The sequence below is a fragment of the Paraconexibacter sp. AEG42_29 genome, from assembly GCF_040581415.1.
Lineage (GTDB): Bacteria > Actinomycetota > Thermoleophilia > Solirubrobacterales > Solirubrobacteraceae > Paraconexibacter.
Genome location: NZ_CP114014.1, coordinates 2,459,011 through 2,473,932, shown reverse-complemented (window position 1 = coordinate 2,473,932; position 14,922 = coordinate 2,459,011). Strand labels below are relative to the sequence as shown.

Here is a 14,922-nt window from a genome sequence, read left to right as displayed (position 1 = left end):
AAGTGCCTGTTGCCGCCGTCCTTCCCGCATCGTGTGCGCCCGCCGCACGTTTCCATCCCCGCCTTCGGCCCCGTGCCGACCCGCGATGAGCGACGCCGACCGCATACTCCGCCCCGTGACCGACGAGCGCCCCGCGGTGCGCGTCAAGCCACGCCTGAAGTGGCTGCGTCTGCTCGCGCTGCTGATCCCGCTCGGGTGCCTGGCGGTCGTGTCGACGGTCTTCGGGATGATGATGGCCGTCGCCAGCGACCTGCCGGCCCTGGAGAACGAGGACCAGTACCAGCAGAACAACGGCAAGGGCGGCCAGAACTCCGTCCTGCTCGACGTCCAGGGCAACACGATCGGCCGGCTCGCGTCCGACCAGCACCGGATCTTCGTCCAGTACAACGACATCTCGAGCTACATGCGCTCGGCGATCGTCGCGGTGGAGGACGAGCGCTTCTTCACGAACTCCGGCGTCGATCTGCGCGCGATCGCGCGGGCCTTCACGCAGGACGTGATCAAGGGCGGCGCCGTGCAGGGCGGCTCGACGATCACCCAGCAGTTCGTCAAGAACGCCCTCCAGGCCCAGGACAAGCGGACGGTCTTCCAGAAGCTGCGCGAGTCCGCGCTCGCCTACCACCTGACCCGCAAGTGGACGAAGCAGAAGATCCTCACGGAGTACCTGAACTCGATCTACTTCGGCACCGGCGCCTACGGCATCGAGGCCGCCGCGCAGACGTACTTCGGCAACACCGGCGACCACGCGCCGACCGGAGAGAGCCCCGGCTGCGGCACGATCAAGCGGCCGTGCGCGAAGGAGCTGCTGCCGCACGAGGCTGCGCTGATCGCCGCGATCGTCGCGTCGCCGAGCGCATTCGACCCGGTCGCGCACCCGGTCGCGGCGAAGGCGCGCCGGGACATCGTCCTGCAGAAGATGCGCGATCAGAAGGCGATCACGCCGCTGCAGTACTCCGAGGCGCTCGCCCAGGACCTGCCGCTGCCGCAGAACGTGGAGCCGCCGCAGGTCGACTCGCGGGCGCCCTACTTCACCACCTGGGTCCGGCAGCAGCTCGTCGATCGCTACGGCGCGCAGAAGGCGTTCGAGGGCGGCCTCACCGTCCGGACCACGCTCGACCTGAAGCTGCAGAAGTTCGCGCAGAACGCTGTGAAGGCGTGGATGGGCGAGGACGGCGAGGGCCCGACCGCGTCGCTCGTCGCCATCGACAACGAGACCGGCGAGGTCCGGGCGATGGTCTCCGGGACCCAGGACTTCCGCGAGCGGCCGTTCAACCTCGCGACGCAGGGCCAGCGCCAGCCGGGCTCGACCGTCAAGCCGTTCATCCTCGCGGAGGCCCTGAAGCAGGGCATCGCCCCCAGCTCCGTCTGGGAGTCGAAGAAGCGCGTCTTCTGCGTCGTGAAGTCCAAGAAGACCGGCAAGTGCAAGGAGCAGTTCCCGGTCAACAACGACGGGAACGTCTACGTCGGGCAGCGGACGCTCGCGAACGCGCTCACGTTCTCCGACAACAGCGTCTTCGCCACCGTCGGCCAGCAGGTCGGGACCAAGAAGGTCGCGCGCCTGGTCAAGCGGATGGGCATCCGGACGAGCGTCTCCTCGAACCTCGCGATGACGCTCGGCGCCTTCCGCCAGGGCGTCACGCCGCTGGACATGGCGCATGCCTACGAGACGTTCGCCAGCGGCGGGCTCCGCGTGACCGGCAGCCTCGGCGCGCCCAACGCCGGGCCGGTCGGGATCCGGCGGATCAAGTTCGCCAGTGGCCGCGAGGTGGAGAACGAGATCGAGACGGAGCGGATCATCCCCAAGGCGGTCGCGCAGACGACGTCCCAGGTGATGAGCACCGTCGTCTCCCAGGGGACGGCCAAGCGCGCGCAGATCGGGCAGTTCGCGGCGGGGAAGACCGGCACGACGTCCGACTACGGCGACGCCTGGTTCGTCGGCTTCAGCGATCGCCTGACGGTCGCGGTCTGGGTCGGCTTCCCGGACAAGGTCGAGTCGATGGACAACCTGTTCGAGGGTGGTCCCGTGGAGGGCGGCACCTTCCCCGCCCTGATCTGGCACGACTTCATGGCGCCGGCGCAGGACTACCTCGCGACCCAGGCCGAGAAGGCGCGCGCCGCCCGTGGGGACACCGACCAGGAGGACGACGAGGACGAGGACGCCCGGACGAAGACGACCCCGGACGGGCAGCCGGTCGACGGTCCGAAGGACACCACTGCGATCGACGGCGAGGTCCCGACCGACGGCGCTCCCACCGGCGAGGAGCCCGCCGACGGCACCGCTCCGGCACCGGGCGAGGACACGGGCGAGACCGGCACGGGCACTCCGGACGAGCAGCAGCAGCAGCCGCAGGAGAACGTGCGGCCGGTGACCCCGAATCCGACGCCGAATCCCACGCCCACGCCGCCCGCCACGCCGGTGACGCCGCCCGCCGACCCGGCCAGCCCCGCGCCCGGCGGCGATGCGGGCTCCACCGGCGGCGCCGGCCCCCCGGCCGGTTAGCCCGGGCCGGGCCGGCTCGCGCGCTTCGGCGCCGGGGCGGACGCCGGCGCGTCGAGCAACCCCGCCGGCCACGGCCGCGACACGCCGCGTGCGCCGGCGGCGCAGAAGCGCCACGGGAGGTCCGCGGCCTTCGTGATCCCGATGCGTGGCCCGGCGACCAGCCTGACCCCGGCCCACTCGGGCGGGCGCGGCTCGCAGGTGACCGGTCCGTCGACCAGCGACGTCCCGTGCGGCTCGAGGTCGAACCCGAGGGCCTGCGTCAGCTTGCCGGGGCCGTCGCAGAGACGGGCGTCCGGGACGGCCCCGCGCCGCAGCCGCATGAGCTTGATCCCCTCCAGCGGCAGCAGCGCCCGGATCAGCACCGCCGCGCCGACGCCGTCCGCTTCGCAGACCGCGTTGAGCAGGGCGTGGACCCCGTAGGAGCGGTAGACGTAGGCGATCGCCGGCGGGCCGAGCAGGACCTGGGTGCGCGGGGTGAGCCCGATATGGGCGTGGCAGGCGGCCTCGCTGTCGTGGTAGGCCTCGGTCTCGAGGATCACGCCGGCGGTGTCGCCGTGGCGGACCACGCAGCCGACCATGTCCTGCGCGACCTGCAGCACCGGCCGGTCGTAGAACGCGACCGGAAGCGTCGCCGCCGGCGCGGGCGTCACGTCGCCAGCAGCGCGCGGGCCTGCTCGAGCTGCTCGCGAACGCGCGCCAGCGACGTGCCGCCCTCGGAGACCTTCGACTCGAGCCAGGAGGACTGCTCGAAGATCGCCGCTGCCTCGGGCCCGAGGTCGGCGGTCGTGACGTCGGCGAGCGACAGCCCCCCGTCGACCGACTCGCGCACGAGCCGGGCGACGACGCCGTGGGCGTCGCGGAACGGCATGCCGCCCTTGACGAGGAAGTCCGCCAGGTCGACCGCGGCGATCATCGGATCGGACGCCGCCGCCGACATCGCCTCGCGGTGGAAGGTCCCGGTCTCGAGCATCCCGCCGGCTGCCGCGATGCACAGGATCACCGTGTCGAAGGCGTCGAAGAGGTGCTCCTTGTCCTCCTGCAGATCCTTGTTGTAGGTCAGCGGCAGCCCGTGGATCACCCCGTGCAGCGCGGCCTGGTGGCCCCAGACCCGCGGGGCCTTGCCGCGCAGCAGCTCGGCCGCGTCGGGGTTCTTCTTCTGCGGCATGATCGACGAGCCCGAGGACCACGCGTCGGACAGGGTCATGAAGCCGAACTCGGTGCTCGTCCAGAGCACGATCTCCTGGCCCAGGCGGCTGAGGTGCGTCGCGGTGACGGACAGCGCGTGCAGCAGGTCGAGGGCGAAGTCGCGATTGGACACGGCGTCCACGGAGTTCGGGACGACCCCGGTGAACCCGAGCTCCGCCGCGACCATGCGGCGGTCGGTGTCGAAGTTCACGCCGGCCAGCGCTCCCGCGCCGAGTGGCAGGAGGCTCGTCGCGCTGAGGACCGCGTCGAAGCGCTCGATGTCCCGCGTGACCATCCAGAAGTAGGCCAGCAGGTGATGCGAGAGGTAGACGGGCTGTGCGCGCTGCAGGTGCGTGTAGCCGGGCAGCGGCCAGTCCAGATGCGCCTCGGCGACGGCCAGGATCACCTGGCGCAGCTGCTCCAGGTCCCCCTTGGCCTGCTCGGCGGCGGCGCGCGTGAACATCGCCAGGTCGGTGATCACCTGGTCGTTGCGGGAGCGGCCGGTGTGGATCTTGCCGCCGGCCGGGCCGGTCAGCTCCGTGACCCGGCGTTCGACCGCCATGTGGATGTCCTCGTCGCCGTCCTGGAAGGGGAACGTGCCGGTGGCCAGCTCGCCGGCGGCGGTGGCGAGGCCCTCCAGGATCTCGTCGCGGTCGGCGTCCGAGATGATCCCCTGCGCCGCGAGCATCCGCACGTGGGCGCGGGACTGCGCGACGTCGTGCGGCCACAGGCGCTGATCGAAGCCGAGCGAGGTGTTGAGCGCGGCGAAGGCGGCGTCCTGGGGCAGCGAGAAGCGTGACATCTGCGCCGCAGTCTATTTCCGGCCCTGAACGGTGGCGGTCAGGTGCTCAGCCCGTGCAGCTGCGCGACCTGGGTCGCGAGCCCGAAGCCCAGGACGTAGAGCGTCACGCCCCACCCCTGCCAGGCGCCGGGCCCCGGCCCGTAGAACCGGCCGCTGCGGGCGCGCCGCGACAGCACCGCCACCGGGACCGAGCACAGGACGCCGACGGCCATCATCACCCAGGGTGCCCAGCCGACCAGGAGAACCGCCGCACGCTGGTCGGCGGTGACCTGCGCGATGTCGGCGATCACCTCGTGCCACAGCAGCACCGGCAGCACCGCAGCCGCGAGCACACCGAGGACGCCGACCCGCTCGGCGCGCCGGCGGGCCTGCTCGTCCCGTCCCAGAGCCCGCGCCATCCCGGGGATTATGACGACCGATAACGATCGTTCAAGACTGCAGGGCGCTCGTGAGCGCCAGGCTCACGCGCTCGACCTGCGCCTGCGTCATCGCGGGGAAGAAGGGCAGCGCGACGGACCGTGCGGCGACGTCCTCGCAGACCGGGAACATGCCCTCGCGCATGCCGTAGGTCTCGCGGTAGAAGCTCATCAGGTGGATCGCCGGCAGGTACGGCTTGGACTGGACGCCGACGGCCCGCAGGCGGCGGATGACGTCGTCGCGGTCGTGCTCGTGCGGGACCTGGACGACGAAGACGAACCAGCCGCGCTGGTCGCCGCCGCTGTCCTCGCACGGGAGCGTGAGCCCGGTCTGCGCCGCGAGCGGCGCCAGCGCCTCGCGGTACCAGCCCGCGACCTTCGCGCGGTCGGCGAGCATGCCGGCCAGGCGGCCCACCTGCGCGATCCCGATCGCCGACTGCAGGTCCGTCAGGCGGTAGTTGAACCCGAGGCGATCGTGGTCGAGCCAGCCCATGTCGGGCGCCCGCCCCTGGTTGCGCTCGCTGTCGATGCGCTGCTTTGCCTGCTCGTCGCCGAGCGTGATCATGCCGCCCTCGCCCGTGGTCAGCTGCTTGTTCGCGTAGAAGCCGAAGACGGCCGCGTGGCCGCGCGCGCCCACCGCCGGCCCGTCGCGATGGCGGGCGCCGAGCGCCTCGCAGGCGTCCTCGACGATCGGCAGGCCGTGCCGCTCGAGCGTCGGCAGGTCGGCCGGGTAACCGAAGATGTGCACCGGGAGCAGCGCCGTGGTGCGGTCCGTGATGGCGGCCGCGACCGCGTCCGGGTCGACGTTCAGCGTGACCGGGTCGATGTCGGCGAAGACCGGCGTCGCACGCTCGTAGGCGATGACGTTCGCGCTTGCCACGAACGAGAACGGGGACGTGATGACCTCGTCGCCGTCCGTCACCCCCGCGGCCCGGATGGCCAGGTGCAGGCCGGCCGTCCCGGAGGAGACAGCGCTGGCGTGCGGCGCCCCGACGAACGCGGCGAAGTCGCGTTCGAAGCGGGGGCCGGTCGGGCCCAGGGACAGGTAGCCGGACCGGAGCACCTCGAGCAGGAGCGCCTCCTCCTCCGCGCCGAGGACGGGCTGCGCGAGCGGGACGTCCTCGGCGGCGGCGGAGGAGGCGTCGCTCACGACTTCAGTACCTTGGCGGGCTGCTCGGCGTACTCGAGCGAGTCCACCAGCGCCTGCCACGACGCGGCTATGACGTTCGGCGCCACGCCGATCGTCCCCCACGTGCGGTCGCCGTCGCTCGAGTCGATGAGCACGCGCGTGGTCGCAGTCGTGCCGTGGTGCTCGTCGAGGATCCGCACCTTGTAGTTGACGAGCTCGACGTCGTTCAGGTGCGGATGGACGACGCTGATCGCGTCGCGCAGCGCGGCGTCCAGCGCATTGACCGGGCCGTTGCCCTCCGCCGTGCGGACGTACCGCTCGCCGTCGATGTCGATCTTGATCGTCGCCTCGCACGACACACGGCCGTCGGCGTCCTGCTCGACGATCGTCCGCCACGAGTGCAGCTGGAACAGCGGCTCGTACTCCCCCGCCTCCTTGCGCAGCAGCAGCGTCAGCGAGGCGTCGGCGGCCTCGAACTGGAAGCCGTCGTGCTCGAGCTCCTTCACGCGGTCCATGATCTTCGCGCAGGCCGCGTCGGTCAGGTCGATGCCGGCCTCGGACGCCTTCTCGATGATCGTGTGGCGGCCGGCGAGCTCGGACACCAGCAGCGCCCGCTCGTTGCCGACCAGCTCGGGCGGCATGTGCTCGAACGTGGTGGCGTCGGCGCGGATGCCGGCGACGTGCAGCCCGCCCTTGTGGGCGAACGCGTTGCGGCCGACGAACGCCTGGTTCGGGTCGGGCGCGACGTTCAGCAGCTCGTCGATCACATGGGCGGTCGGCGTCAGCCGCACGAGCTGCTCCGCCGTGAGGACCGGGTAGCCGAGCTTCGTCTGCAGGTTGCCGATGATCGACACGAGGTTGGCGTTGCCGGTCCGCTCGCCGATGCCGTTCATCGTGCCCTGGACCTGCGTGGCGCCGTTCAGCACCGCCGCCAGGCTGTTCGCGACACCGCACTCGAGGTCGTTGTGGCAGTGGATCCCGAGCGGGAAGCTGCCGCCGAGCCCGTCCTTCACCTCGGCGACCGCGGCACCGACCTGGTGCGGGAGCGACGAGCCGTTCGTGTCGCACAGGACGATCCGCTCGGCGCCGGCGCTGGCCGCCGCGCGCAGACATCGCATCGCGTACGAGCGGTCCGAGCGGTAGGCGTCGAAGAAGTGCTCGGAGTCGTAGATGACCCGCTTGCCCTCACGGATGAGGAACTCGATCGACTCGGAGATCATCACGAGGTTCTCCTCGCGGCTGACCTTCACGACCTTCTCCAGGTGCAGGTCCCAGGTCTTGCCGACGATGGTGACCAGCGGCGCGAAGGAGTCCGCCAAGATGCGCAGCCCCTCGTCGTTCTCGGACTTCACGCCGCGGCGGCTGGTCATGCCGAAGGCGCAGATCTGGGTGTGCTGGAAGCGCTCCTGCTCGAGCAGCTTGAAGAGCTCGATGTCCTTCGGGTTCGAGGACGGGAAGCCCGCCTCGATGATGTCGACGCCGAGCGCGTCGAGGTGGTGGGTGACGCGGACCTTCTCCTCGGCGGTGAGGTTCATCCCCTCCCCCTGCATGCCGTCGCGGAGGGTGGCGTCGTAGAGCTCGATCGTGGGGGTCATGGCTGGCGGTGGTCCTCTTGAAGATGGTGGCGGAAGCGAGCGTGGGCAGCGGCGCGGCGGCCTGACCGGATGGTCAGGCTGCGCACCGCTCCCGAATTCGCTGCTGCCGCGTCACCATCACGCCGGTCCTCAGGCCGCCGCGGTCCCGGAGGACGCCGAGCCGCCGGCGGCGGCCGGGTAGTGCTCTGCGGGGATGGGGTCCAGCCAGTCGGCGTAGCGCGGGGTGCGCCCGTGGAGCGCGTCCTCGAACGCCTTCTGCACCGCCAGCGTGACCTCGCCGGGCTCACCGGTGCCGACCTTGTGGTCGTCGACCTCGCGCACCGGCACGAGCTCGGCGGCGGTGCCGGTCAGGTAGATCTCGTCCGCGAGGTACAGCTCCGCGCGGGCGATGTCGCGCTCGACCACGCGCAGGCCGAGGTCGGTCGCGATCTGGATCGCGGACTTCCGGTTGATGCCGTCGAGGATCGAGGCGGTCGGCGGCGGCGTGTAGATGACGCCGTCGGAGACGACGAAGATGTTCTCGCCGGAGCCCTCGCAGACCATGCCCTTGTCGTCGAGGACGATGGCCTCCTCGTAGCCCGCCTTGTGCGTCTCGATCTTCGCGAGGATCGAGTTCAGGTACTGCCCGGACGCCTTGGCCTGCGGGATCAGCGAGTCGGGGCTGATCCGGCGCCAGGAGCTGACCTTCGCGCGCACGCCCTTGCGCTTGCCCTCCTCGCCGAGGTAGGCGCCCCACTTCCAGCAGGCGAGGGTGACCTCGACGGGCGCGTCGAGCGGGAACAGGCCCATCGTGCCGTAGCCGCGGTAGACGAGCGGCCGGATGTAGCAGTCCTTGAAGCCGTTGCGGCCGACGAGCTCGAGCGTCGCCTGCCGGAGCGTCTCGCGGTCGTACGGGATGTCCATGTAGTAGAGCGACGCGGACTTGAACAGCCGGTCGACGTGGTCCTGGTGGCGGAAGATCGCCGGCCCGTGGGACTCGGTGTCGTAGCAGCGCACGCCCTCGAAGACGCCGGTGCCGTAGTGCAGGCCATGGGTCAGGACGTGGATCTTCGCGTCCTCCCAGGCGACGAACTCGCCGTTCAGCCAGATGAGTTCTGCGGCATCCATGGCGGCGGACTTTAGCGTGAAGCCCGTGATCGCCGGGTCCGGGGCTGTAGCCCTTTCCACGAACGTCGGCGTTCGTGTAGCGTCGCGCCATGTTCCGGGTGCGGGCCGTGTCGATGGCCGCCGCGGTCGCCTGTGCGGTCGGGGCTTCGAGTGCTGCGGTCGGCGGGACCGCATGGGCGGCGGCGCCCTGCCCGACCGCCGGCGCGCACCCATGGTGCGACACGACGAAGTCCCCGGCGGAGCGCGCTGCGCTGCTCACTGCCGCGCTGACCGAGGACGAGGCGCTCGCGATGCTCGCCGGCGCGAGCGCGAACGGGCACACCGGCGCGATCGCCCCGGTCCCGCGCCTGGGCATCCCGTCCGCGTACGTGACCGACGGACCCGTCGGCGTCCGGCAGGGCCCGGCGACCGCGCTGCCGACCCCGATCGCCGAGGCGGCCACGTTCGACCCCGCCGCCGCGCGCCTGCACGGCTCCACGATCGGCGAGGAGTCCCGTCGCAAGGGCAACGACGGCATCCTCGCGCCGACGGTGAACATCGTCCGCCACCCGCGAGCCGGGCGGACGTTCGAGGGCTTCGGCGAGGACCCCTACCTCGCCGGCCGCACCGCTGTCGGCTGGATCGAGGGGGCCCAGTCGCGCGGCGTCTTCGCCTCTGTCAAGCACTACGCGGCAAACAACCAGGAGGGGTCGGACCCGACCGGCCTGCTCAGCAGCGCGGCGCTGCCGATCGGCGTGGGGACGGTCGGCAGCCGGTACGTCCAGAACTCCGTCGTCAGCGAGCGGGCGCTGCGCGAGATCTACCTTCCGGCCTTCGAGGCGTCCGTGCGCGACGCCCGGGTCGGCTCGGTGATGTGCGCCTACAACCGCGTGAACGGGCCGTATGCCTGCGCGAGCCGGCATCTGCTCACCGACGTCCTCGGCGGCTGGGGCTTCGACGGCCTGCTGATGTCGGATTGGATCCTGGCCACCCACGCGAACGACCTCGTCGCCCAGCTGCGCGCGGGCCTCGACCTCGAGATGCCCAGCCCGCTCAGCTACACGCCGCTGCTCGTGAAGCTCGCGCTGGCCTCCGGCAGCGTCAAGCGCGCGGACATCGACGTCCGGGTGGCCCGGATCTTCCAGACCCTGCTGCGGTTCGGCTTCTTCGAGCGCGAGCCCTATGCGCTCACCGGATCGCCGATCGACGCGGACGCCGGCGACGCGGCGGCGCAGCGGATCGCGGAGGGCTCCGCGGTGCTGCTCGAGAACCGCGGGCTGCTCCCGCTGACCGACGCCACGAAGTCGATCGCGGTCATCGGGCCGAACGCCGAGACCTTCATCACCGGCGGCGGCTCGGGGTCGGTGGTCCCCACCCGCCGGGTGTCCCTGGCGGCGGGCGTGGCGACGCGGGCCGGGAGCGGAGTCCGGACCGCGGTCGACGACGGCAGCGACGTGGCGCGGGCCGTCGCGCTCGCCCGGTCGAGTGACGTCGTCATCGTCGCGGTCGGCGACTACCAGACCGAAGGCGCGGACAAGGCGTGCCTGACGCTCGAGTGCCCGCCGTCACGCGAAGGCCAGGATGCTCTCGTGGAGGCGGTCGCGGCGGCGCAACCGAGGACGGTCGTCGTGCTGCAGACCGGCGGGCCGGTGCTGTTGCCGTGGCGCGACCGGGTCGGCGCGCTGCTGCAGTCCTGGTACCCGGGTCAGGCCGGCGGGACCGCGATCGCACGCGTCCTGTTCGGCGACGTCGACCCGGGCGGGCGGCTGCCGGTGACCTTCCCGCGCAGCGAGGCCGACCTGCCGACCGCCGGCTCGCGCGGGCAGTACCCGGGCGAGCCGGACCAGGACGTCATCTACTCCGAGGGCGTCCTGGTCGGCTACCGCTGGTGGGATGCGAAGGGCATCCAGCCCGCCTACCCGTTCGGCTTCGGGCGGTCCTACACCACGTGGCGCTACCGCGGGCTGCGCGTGTCCCCGATCGCGGGCGGCGCGCGGGTCAGCGTCGAGGTGACGAACACGGGGAAGCGGACCGGCTCGGACGTCGCGCAGCTGTACGTCGGCGTGCCGGGGGACGACGTCGTGCGGCGGCTGGAGGGCTTCCGGAAGCTGACGCTCGCCCCGGGCAAGAGCCGGCGCGTGGCCTTCCGGATCGGGGAGCGGGCGGTGTCGACGTGGGCCGGCGACGGCTGGCGCGTGCCGCCGGGGTGCGTGACGCTCGCCGTCGGCCGATCGTCGCGGGACCTGCCGCTGAACACCGTCGTGGCGGCAGGCGGCCGGGGCGCCTGTGCGGCGGCGAAGGTGACCCTCGGCGTGCGCCCCTGCGCCAGCCGGCGCAGCGTGAGCATCACGCTGCCCGCGGCGGTGCGTCGCGGGATGCGGTCGGTCGCGGTGACGGTGGGCGGCAAGCGGGTGCGGACGCTCCGCGGAGCCCGGCGCTCGGTCGTCGTCTCGCTGGCCGGACGGCCGCGTGGCACGGTCCGCGTGACGCTGACGGTCCGGCGCGCCGGCGGGAAGGCCCGGACGGTGACGCGGACCTACCGCACCTGCACGCCGCGGCGGTCTGCCGCCTGAGGCGGCGTGCAGCGGTCTGCGTGAGACGCAGAGCTCCTCATGGATGCTCTACGTCTCACGGAAAACCGTCGCGCGGTCTACAGCTGGGCGAGCACCGCCGCGGTCGCCTCGGCCGTGCCCGAGCTGCCGCCCAAGTCGTGGGTCCGCAGCCCGGCGTCCAGCGCCTTGTCCACCGCGGCCTCGAGCGCCGTGGCCTCGGCCTCGAGCGAGAGGCCATGGCGCAGCAGCATCGCCAGCGACAGGAACATCGCCAGCGGGTTCGCCGCACCGGTGCCCGCGATGTCGGGGGCGCTGCCGTGGACGGGCTCGAACAGGCCCGGGCCGTCCGGATTGCCGAGGGACGCGGACGGCAGCATGCCGATCGAGCCGGTGATCATCGCCGCCTCGTCGCTGAGGATGTCCCCGAAGAGGTTCTCGGTGACGATCACGTCGAAGTCGGCCGGCCGCGACACGAGCTGCATCGCCGCGTTGTCGACGAGGACGTCGGTCAGCTCCACGTCGCTGAAGTCGGCGGCGTGCACCTCGTGGACGACCTGGCGCCACTGGCGCGAGGTCTCCATGACGTTGGCCTTGTCGACGGAAGCGACCTGGTTCCGGCGGCCGCGCGCCGCCTCGAAGGCGACGCGGGCGATGCGGTCGACCTCGGCCACGGTGTAGTGGCAGAGGTCGGAGGCGTCGGTGTCGGTGCGGGACTTCTCACCGAAGTAGATGCCGCCGGTGAGCTCGCGGACGACCAGCAGGTCGGTCCCCTCGATGCGCTCGCGCTTCAGCGGGGACGCGTCGTAGAGGGCCGGCAGCGGGCGGACCGGGCGCAGGTTCGCGAACAGGCCGAGCGCCTTGCGCAGGCCCAGCAGCCCCTGCTCGGGACGGGGCGCGTTCGGGTCGGTCGTGTCCCACTTGGGGCCGCCGACCGCGGCGAGCAGGACGGCGTCGGCCTTCTGGCACCCGGCCAGGACCTCATCGGTCAGGGCCGTGCCGTGCGCGTCGATCGAGGCGCCTCCGAAGACGTGCTCCTCGACGGTGACACCGGGGACGAACTGCTTCAGGAGCTCGACGGCGGGCGCGCAGATCTCCGGCCCGATGCCGTCTCCGGGCAGCGTGACGATGTGGGTCATACGCCGGCTCCCTGCAGGTCGGTGGTGACCGGGCCGCTGCGCTCGCGATCGCGCTCGTAGGCGGCGATCTGCTCCTCCTGCGTGAGCGTGATCGAGATGTCGTCCAGGCCGTTCAGCAGTCGGTGCTTGATCTCGGGATCGATCTCGAACGAGAACTCGTCCACGGTCTGCGCGGCGAGGTCGATCTTCGCCTTGCCGCGCGCGACGATCAGGTCGCACTCGGCCTTCGGCAGCTCGATCGGGAGCATGCCGTTCTTCGTGCAGTTGTTCTTGAAGATGTCGGCGAAGCGCGGCGCGATCAGGGCCACGAAGCCGTAGTCCAGGAGCGCCCACGGCGCGTGCTCGCGGCTCGAGCCGCAGCCGAAGTTCTCCCCGGCGACAAGGATCGGGTTGGCGGGCAGGTCGTAGCCGTTGGCGCGCCACTCGTGGAAGAGGTACTCGCCGAAGCCCGTCCGCTCCACGCGCTTCATGTAGCGCGCGGGGATGATCTGGTCGGTGTCGACGTCGTCCTGGTCGACGAAGGTGATGGCACCTTCGATGATGTTCACGGGATCCATGGTGGCTCCTAGTTCCAGTCGCGGATGTCGACGAAGTGACCCTCGATGGCGGCCGCGGCGGCCATCTGGGGGGAGACGAGGTGGCTGCGGGCACCGCGGCCCTGCCGGCCCTCGAAGTTGCGGTTCGACGTGGACGCCACGCGCTCACCGGGGGCGGCCACGTCCGGGTTCATGCCCAGGCACATCGAGCAGCCCGCGACGCGCCAGTCGAAGCCGGCCTCGATGAAGACCTTGTCCAGGCCCTCGTCCTCGGCCTGCTTCTTGATCTGCTGCGAGCCGGGGACGACCATCGCGATGACGCCGTCTGCGACCTTCTTGCCGCCGATCATCGACGCCGCGTCGCGCAGGTCGCCGATCCGCGAGTTCGTGCACGACCCGATGAACACGCGGTCGAGCTTGATCTGCGTCATCGGCGTGCCGGCCTCGAGCGCCATGTAGCTCAGAGCGCGCTCGTCGCCCGCGTCCTCGGGGGTCGGTACCGACGCAGCGACGCCGACCACCATCGAAGGAGTCGTGCCCCAGGTGACCTGCGGGCTGATCGCGGAGGCGTCGACGACGACCTCGGCGTCGAACTGCGCGCCGTCCTCGGTGTAGAGGTCGTTCCACTCCGCGGGGACGTCGACGCCGCGGTCGCGCAGCCACTGGAAGGTCTTCTCGTCCGGGGCGACCATGCCCGCGCGTCCGCCGCCCTCGATCGTCATGTTGCAGACGGTCATACGGCCTTCCATGCTGAGCGCCTCGATCGCCGGGCCGGCGAACTCGACGACGTGGCCGGTCGCGCCGTCGACGCCCATCTGTCCGATCGTGGCGAGGATCAGGTCCTTGGCGGTGACGCCGGGACCGAGGTCGCCCTCGTAGCGGATGCGCATCGACTTCGGCTTGACCTGGCCGAGCGTCTGGGTCGCCAGGACGTGCTCCACCTCGGACGTGCCGATGCCGAACGCGAGCGCGCCGAACGCGCCGTGGGTCGCGGTGTGCGAGTCGCCGCAGACGATGGTCATCCCCGGCTGCGTCACGCCGAGCTCCGGCCCGATCACGTGGACGATGCCCTGCTTGTCGGACCCGAGCGAGTAGATCGGGACGCCGAACGCCGCGCAGTTGTCCTCGAGCGTCTGGACCTGCTTGCGGGACAGCTCGTCCTTGATGAGCTGCGCGGTCGGCGTGCCGTCGGTCGGCGTGTTGTGGTCGGCCGTGGCGAGCGTGCGGTCCGGGCGACGGACCTTGCGGTCCGCGAGGCGCAGGCCGTCGAACGCCTGCGGCGAGGTGACCTCGTGCACGAGGTGCAGGTCGATGTAGATCAGACCGGGCGCGACCTCGTGGGCCTCCCAGATCTTGTCGAAAAGCGTCTTCGGTGTGGAAGTCATGAGCGGCGCAGCCCGGCTGAAACCACGTTCAGCAGGGCAGTCTCCTCTGTGGTCGGGTTCTCGAAGTGGTGGGCGAGGTCGGCGTCGAAGGTGACGCAGTCCCCGGCGTGCAGGTGATGGGTGGAGCCGTCGATGACGAGGATCGCCTCGCCGTGCTCGATGACGCAGATCTCGCGGCTGCCGGCCTCGTGCATGGGCGGATCGCCCGGGCCACCGGTCTTGGCGCCGGGCTTCAGCACATGCCGGCTGACCTCGGCGCGCTGGCCGGGCAGCGGCGGGGTGAGGATCTCGAACGTGTGCTTGCCGGCCCCGCCGCGGCGGCGTTCGGCCGACCGGACGATCGACACGTTCTCGGCCTCGTCCAGGCGCAGCAGCTGGCTGAGCTTCAGCTCCAGGCCGTGTGCGATCCGGCTGGCGACCGCGAGCGTGGGGCTGGTCTCCCCCCGCTCGACCTGGCTCAGCATCGGGGCGCTGACGCCGGAGCGCTCGGCGAGGTCGCGCAGGCTGAGGCTCATCGCCTCGCGCAGCGCGCGCACCCTGGGCCCGATGTGGACCTGCGCTTCGTAGTCGTCGACGGTCGCCATTGCCCTTTGTACGTTA

12 protein-coding genes are annotated in these 14,922 nt (G+C 71.5%); 2 read left to right on the top strand and 10 right to left on the bottom strand.

Features of this window, described 5'->3' with window-relative positions; genetic code table 11:
- Positions 1-115: 115 nt before the first annotated feature.
- Positions 116-2,500, top strand: coding sequence for a transglycosylase domain-containing protein (locus DSM112329_RS11950; protein ID WP_354702043.1), 2,385 nt, complete (start codon positions 116-118; stop codon positions 2,498-2,500).
- Here DSM112329_RS11950 and DSM112329_RS11945 read toward each other — a convergent pair.
- From DSM112329_RS11945 to DSM112329_RS11920, 6 genes are all read right to left on the bottom strand, one after another.
- Positions 2,497-3,150, bottom strand: a complete 654-nt coding sequence (locus tag DSM112329_RS11945; RefSeq protein ID WP_354702042.1) for a DNA-3-methyladenine glycosylase — start codon at positions 3,148-3,150, stop codon at positions 2,497-2,499. The two genes, DSM112329_RS11950 and DSM112329_RS11945, sit on opposite strands and share 4 nt — an antisense overlap.
- On the bottom strand, positions 3,147-4,487 hold the full coding sequence (gene argH / locus DSM112329_RS11940; protein ID WP_354702041.1) for an argininosuccinate lyase: 1,341 nt from the start codon (positions 4,485-4,487) through the stop codon (positions 3,147-3,149). Before argH ends, DSM112329_RS11945 begins: the two co-directional genes overlap by 4 nt.
- A gap of 38 nt (positions 4,488-4,525) precedes the next feature.
- Positions 4,526-4,885: a hypothetical protein gene (locus DSM112329_RS11935; protein ID WP_354702040.1), complete on the bottom strand. Its 360-nt coding sequence runs from the start codon at positions 4,883-4,885 to the stop codon at positions 4,526-4,528.
- Between the two features lie 31 nt (positions 4,886-4,916).
- A complete protein-coding gene (locus DSM112329_RS11930; RefSeq protein ID WP_354702039.1) occupies positions 4,917-6,053 on the bottom strand; it encodes a DegT/DnrJ/EryC1/StrS family aminotransferase in 1,137 nt (378 codons plus the stop codon).
- Complete coding sequence (gene cimA / locus DSM112329_RS11925) at positions 6,050-7,627, bottom strand: citramalate synthase (RefSeq protein ID WP_354702038.1); 1,578 nt, start codon at positions 7,625-7,627, stop codon at positions 6,050-6,052. Before cimA ends, DSM112329_RS11930 begins: the two co-directional genes overlap by 4 nt.
- Before the next feature lie 129 nt (positions 7,628-7,756).
- A complete protein-coding gene (locus DSM112329_RS11920) occupies positions 7,757-8,734 on the bottom strand; it encodes a branched-chain amino acid transaminase (protein WP_354702037.1) in 978 nt (325 codons plus the stop codon).
- Positions 8,735-8,823: 89 nt separating this feature from the next.
- Here DSM112329_RS11920 and DSM112329_RS11915 point away from each other — a divergent pair, with 89 nt between their 5' ends.
- Complete coding sequence (locus DSM112329_RS11915) at positions 8,824-11,286, top strand: glycoside hydrolase family 3 C-terminal domain-containing protein (protein WP_354702036.1); 2,463 nt, start codon at positions 8,824-8,826, stop codon at positions 11,284-11,286.
- Between the two features lie 77 nt (positions 11,287-11,363).
- On the opposite strand, the gene leuB is transcribed toward DSM112329_RS11915, so the two are convergent.
- The 4 genes from leuB to DSM112329_RS11895 are packed head-to-tail and all read right to left on the bottom strand — an operon-like array spanning position 11,364 to position 14,906.
- Positions 11,364-12,401, bottom strand: a complete 1,038-nt coding sequence (leuB, locus tag DSM112329_RS11910) for a 3-isopropylmalate dehydrogenase (RefSeq protein ID WP_354702035.1) — start codon at positions 12,399-12,401, stop codon at positions 11,364-11,366.
- Entirely contained in the window at positions 12,398-12,958 is a 561-nt protein-coding gene (gene leuD, locus DSM112329_RS11905) for a 3-isopropylmalate dehydratase small subunit (RefSeq protein WP_354702034.1), read from the bottom strand. The genes leuB and leuD overlap by 4 nt, the downstream gene beginning before the upstream one ends.
- Positions 12,959-12,966: 8 nt before the next feature.
- Positions 12,967-14,322 (bottom strand): 3-isopropylmalate dehydratase large subunit, encoded by a 1,356-nt coding sequence (leuC, locus tag DSM112329_RS11900; protein WP_354702033.1) that lies wholly within the window; start codon positions 14,320-14,322, stop codon positions 12,967-12,969.
- Entirely contained in the window at positions 14,319-14,906 is a 588-nt protein-coding gene (locus DSM112329_RS11895) for an XRE family transcriptional regulator (protein ID WP_354702032.1), read from the bottom strand. The genes leuC and DSM112329_RS11895 overlap by 4 nt, the downstream gene beginning before the upstream one ends.
- Positions 14,907-14,922 lie beyond the last annotated feature (16 nt).

Bases quoted from the DNA above. Each gene is read 5' to 3' on its own strand.
- DSM112329_RS11920 (WP_354702037.1), bottom strand. From the start codon at position 8,734: ATGGATGCCGCAGAACTCATCTGGCTGAACGGCGAGTTCGTCGCCTGG.
- leuB (WP_354702035.1), bottom strand. From the start codon at position 12,401: ATGACCCACATCGTCACGCTGCCCGGAGACGGCATCGGGCCGGAGATC.
- DSM112329_RS11915 (WP_354702036.1), top strand. From the start codon at position 8,824: ATGTTCCGGGTGCGGGCCGTGTCGATGGCCGCCGCGGTCGCCTGTGCG.
- leuC (WP_354702033.1), bottom strand. From the start codon at position 14,322: ATGACTTCCACACCGAAGACGCTTTTCGACAAGATCTGGGAGGCCCAC.
- DSM112329_RS11935 (WP_354702040.1), bottom strand. From the start codon at position 4,885: ATGGCGCGGGCTCTGGGACGGGACGAGCAGGCCCGCCGGCGCGCCGAG.
- argH (WP_354702041.1), bottom strand. From the start codon at position 4,487: ATGTCACGCTTCTCGCTGCCCCAGGACGCCGCCTTCGCCGCGCTCAAC.
- leuD (WP_354702034.1), bottom strand. From the start codon at position 12,958: ATGGATCCCGTGAACATCATCGAAGGTGCCATCACCTTCGTCGACCAG.
- DSM112329_RS11895 (WP_354702032.1), bottom strand. From the start codon at position 14,906: ATGGCGACCGTCGACGACTACGAAGCGCAGGTCCACATCGGGCCCAGG.
- cimA (WP_354702038.1), bottom strand. From the start codon at position 7,627: ATGACCCCCACGATCGAGCTCTACGACGCCACCCTCCGCGACGGCATG.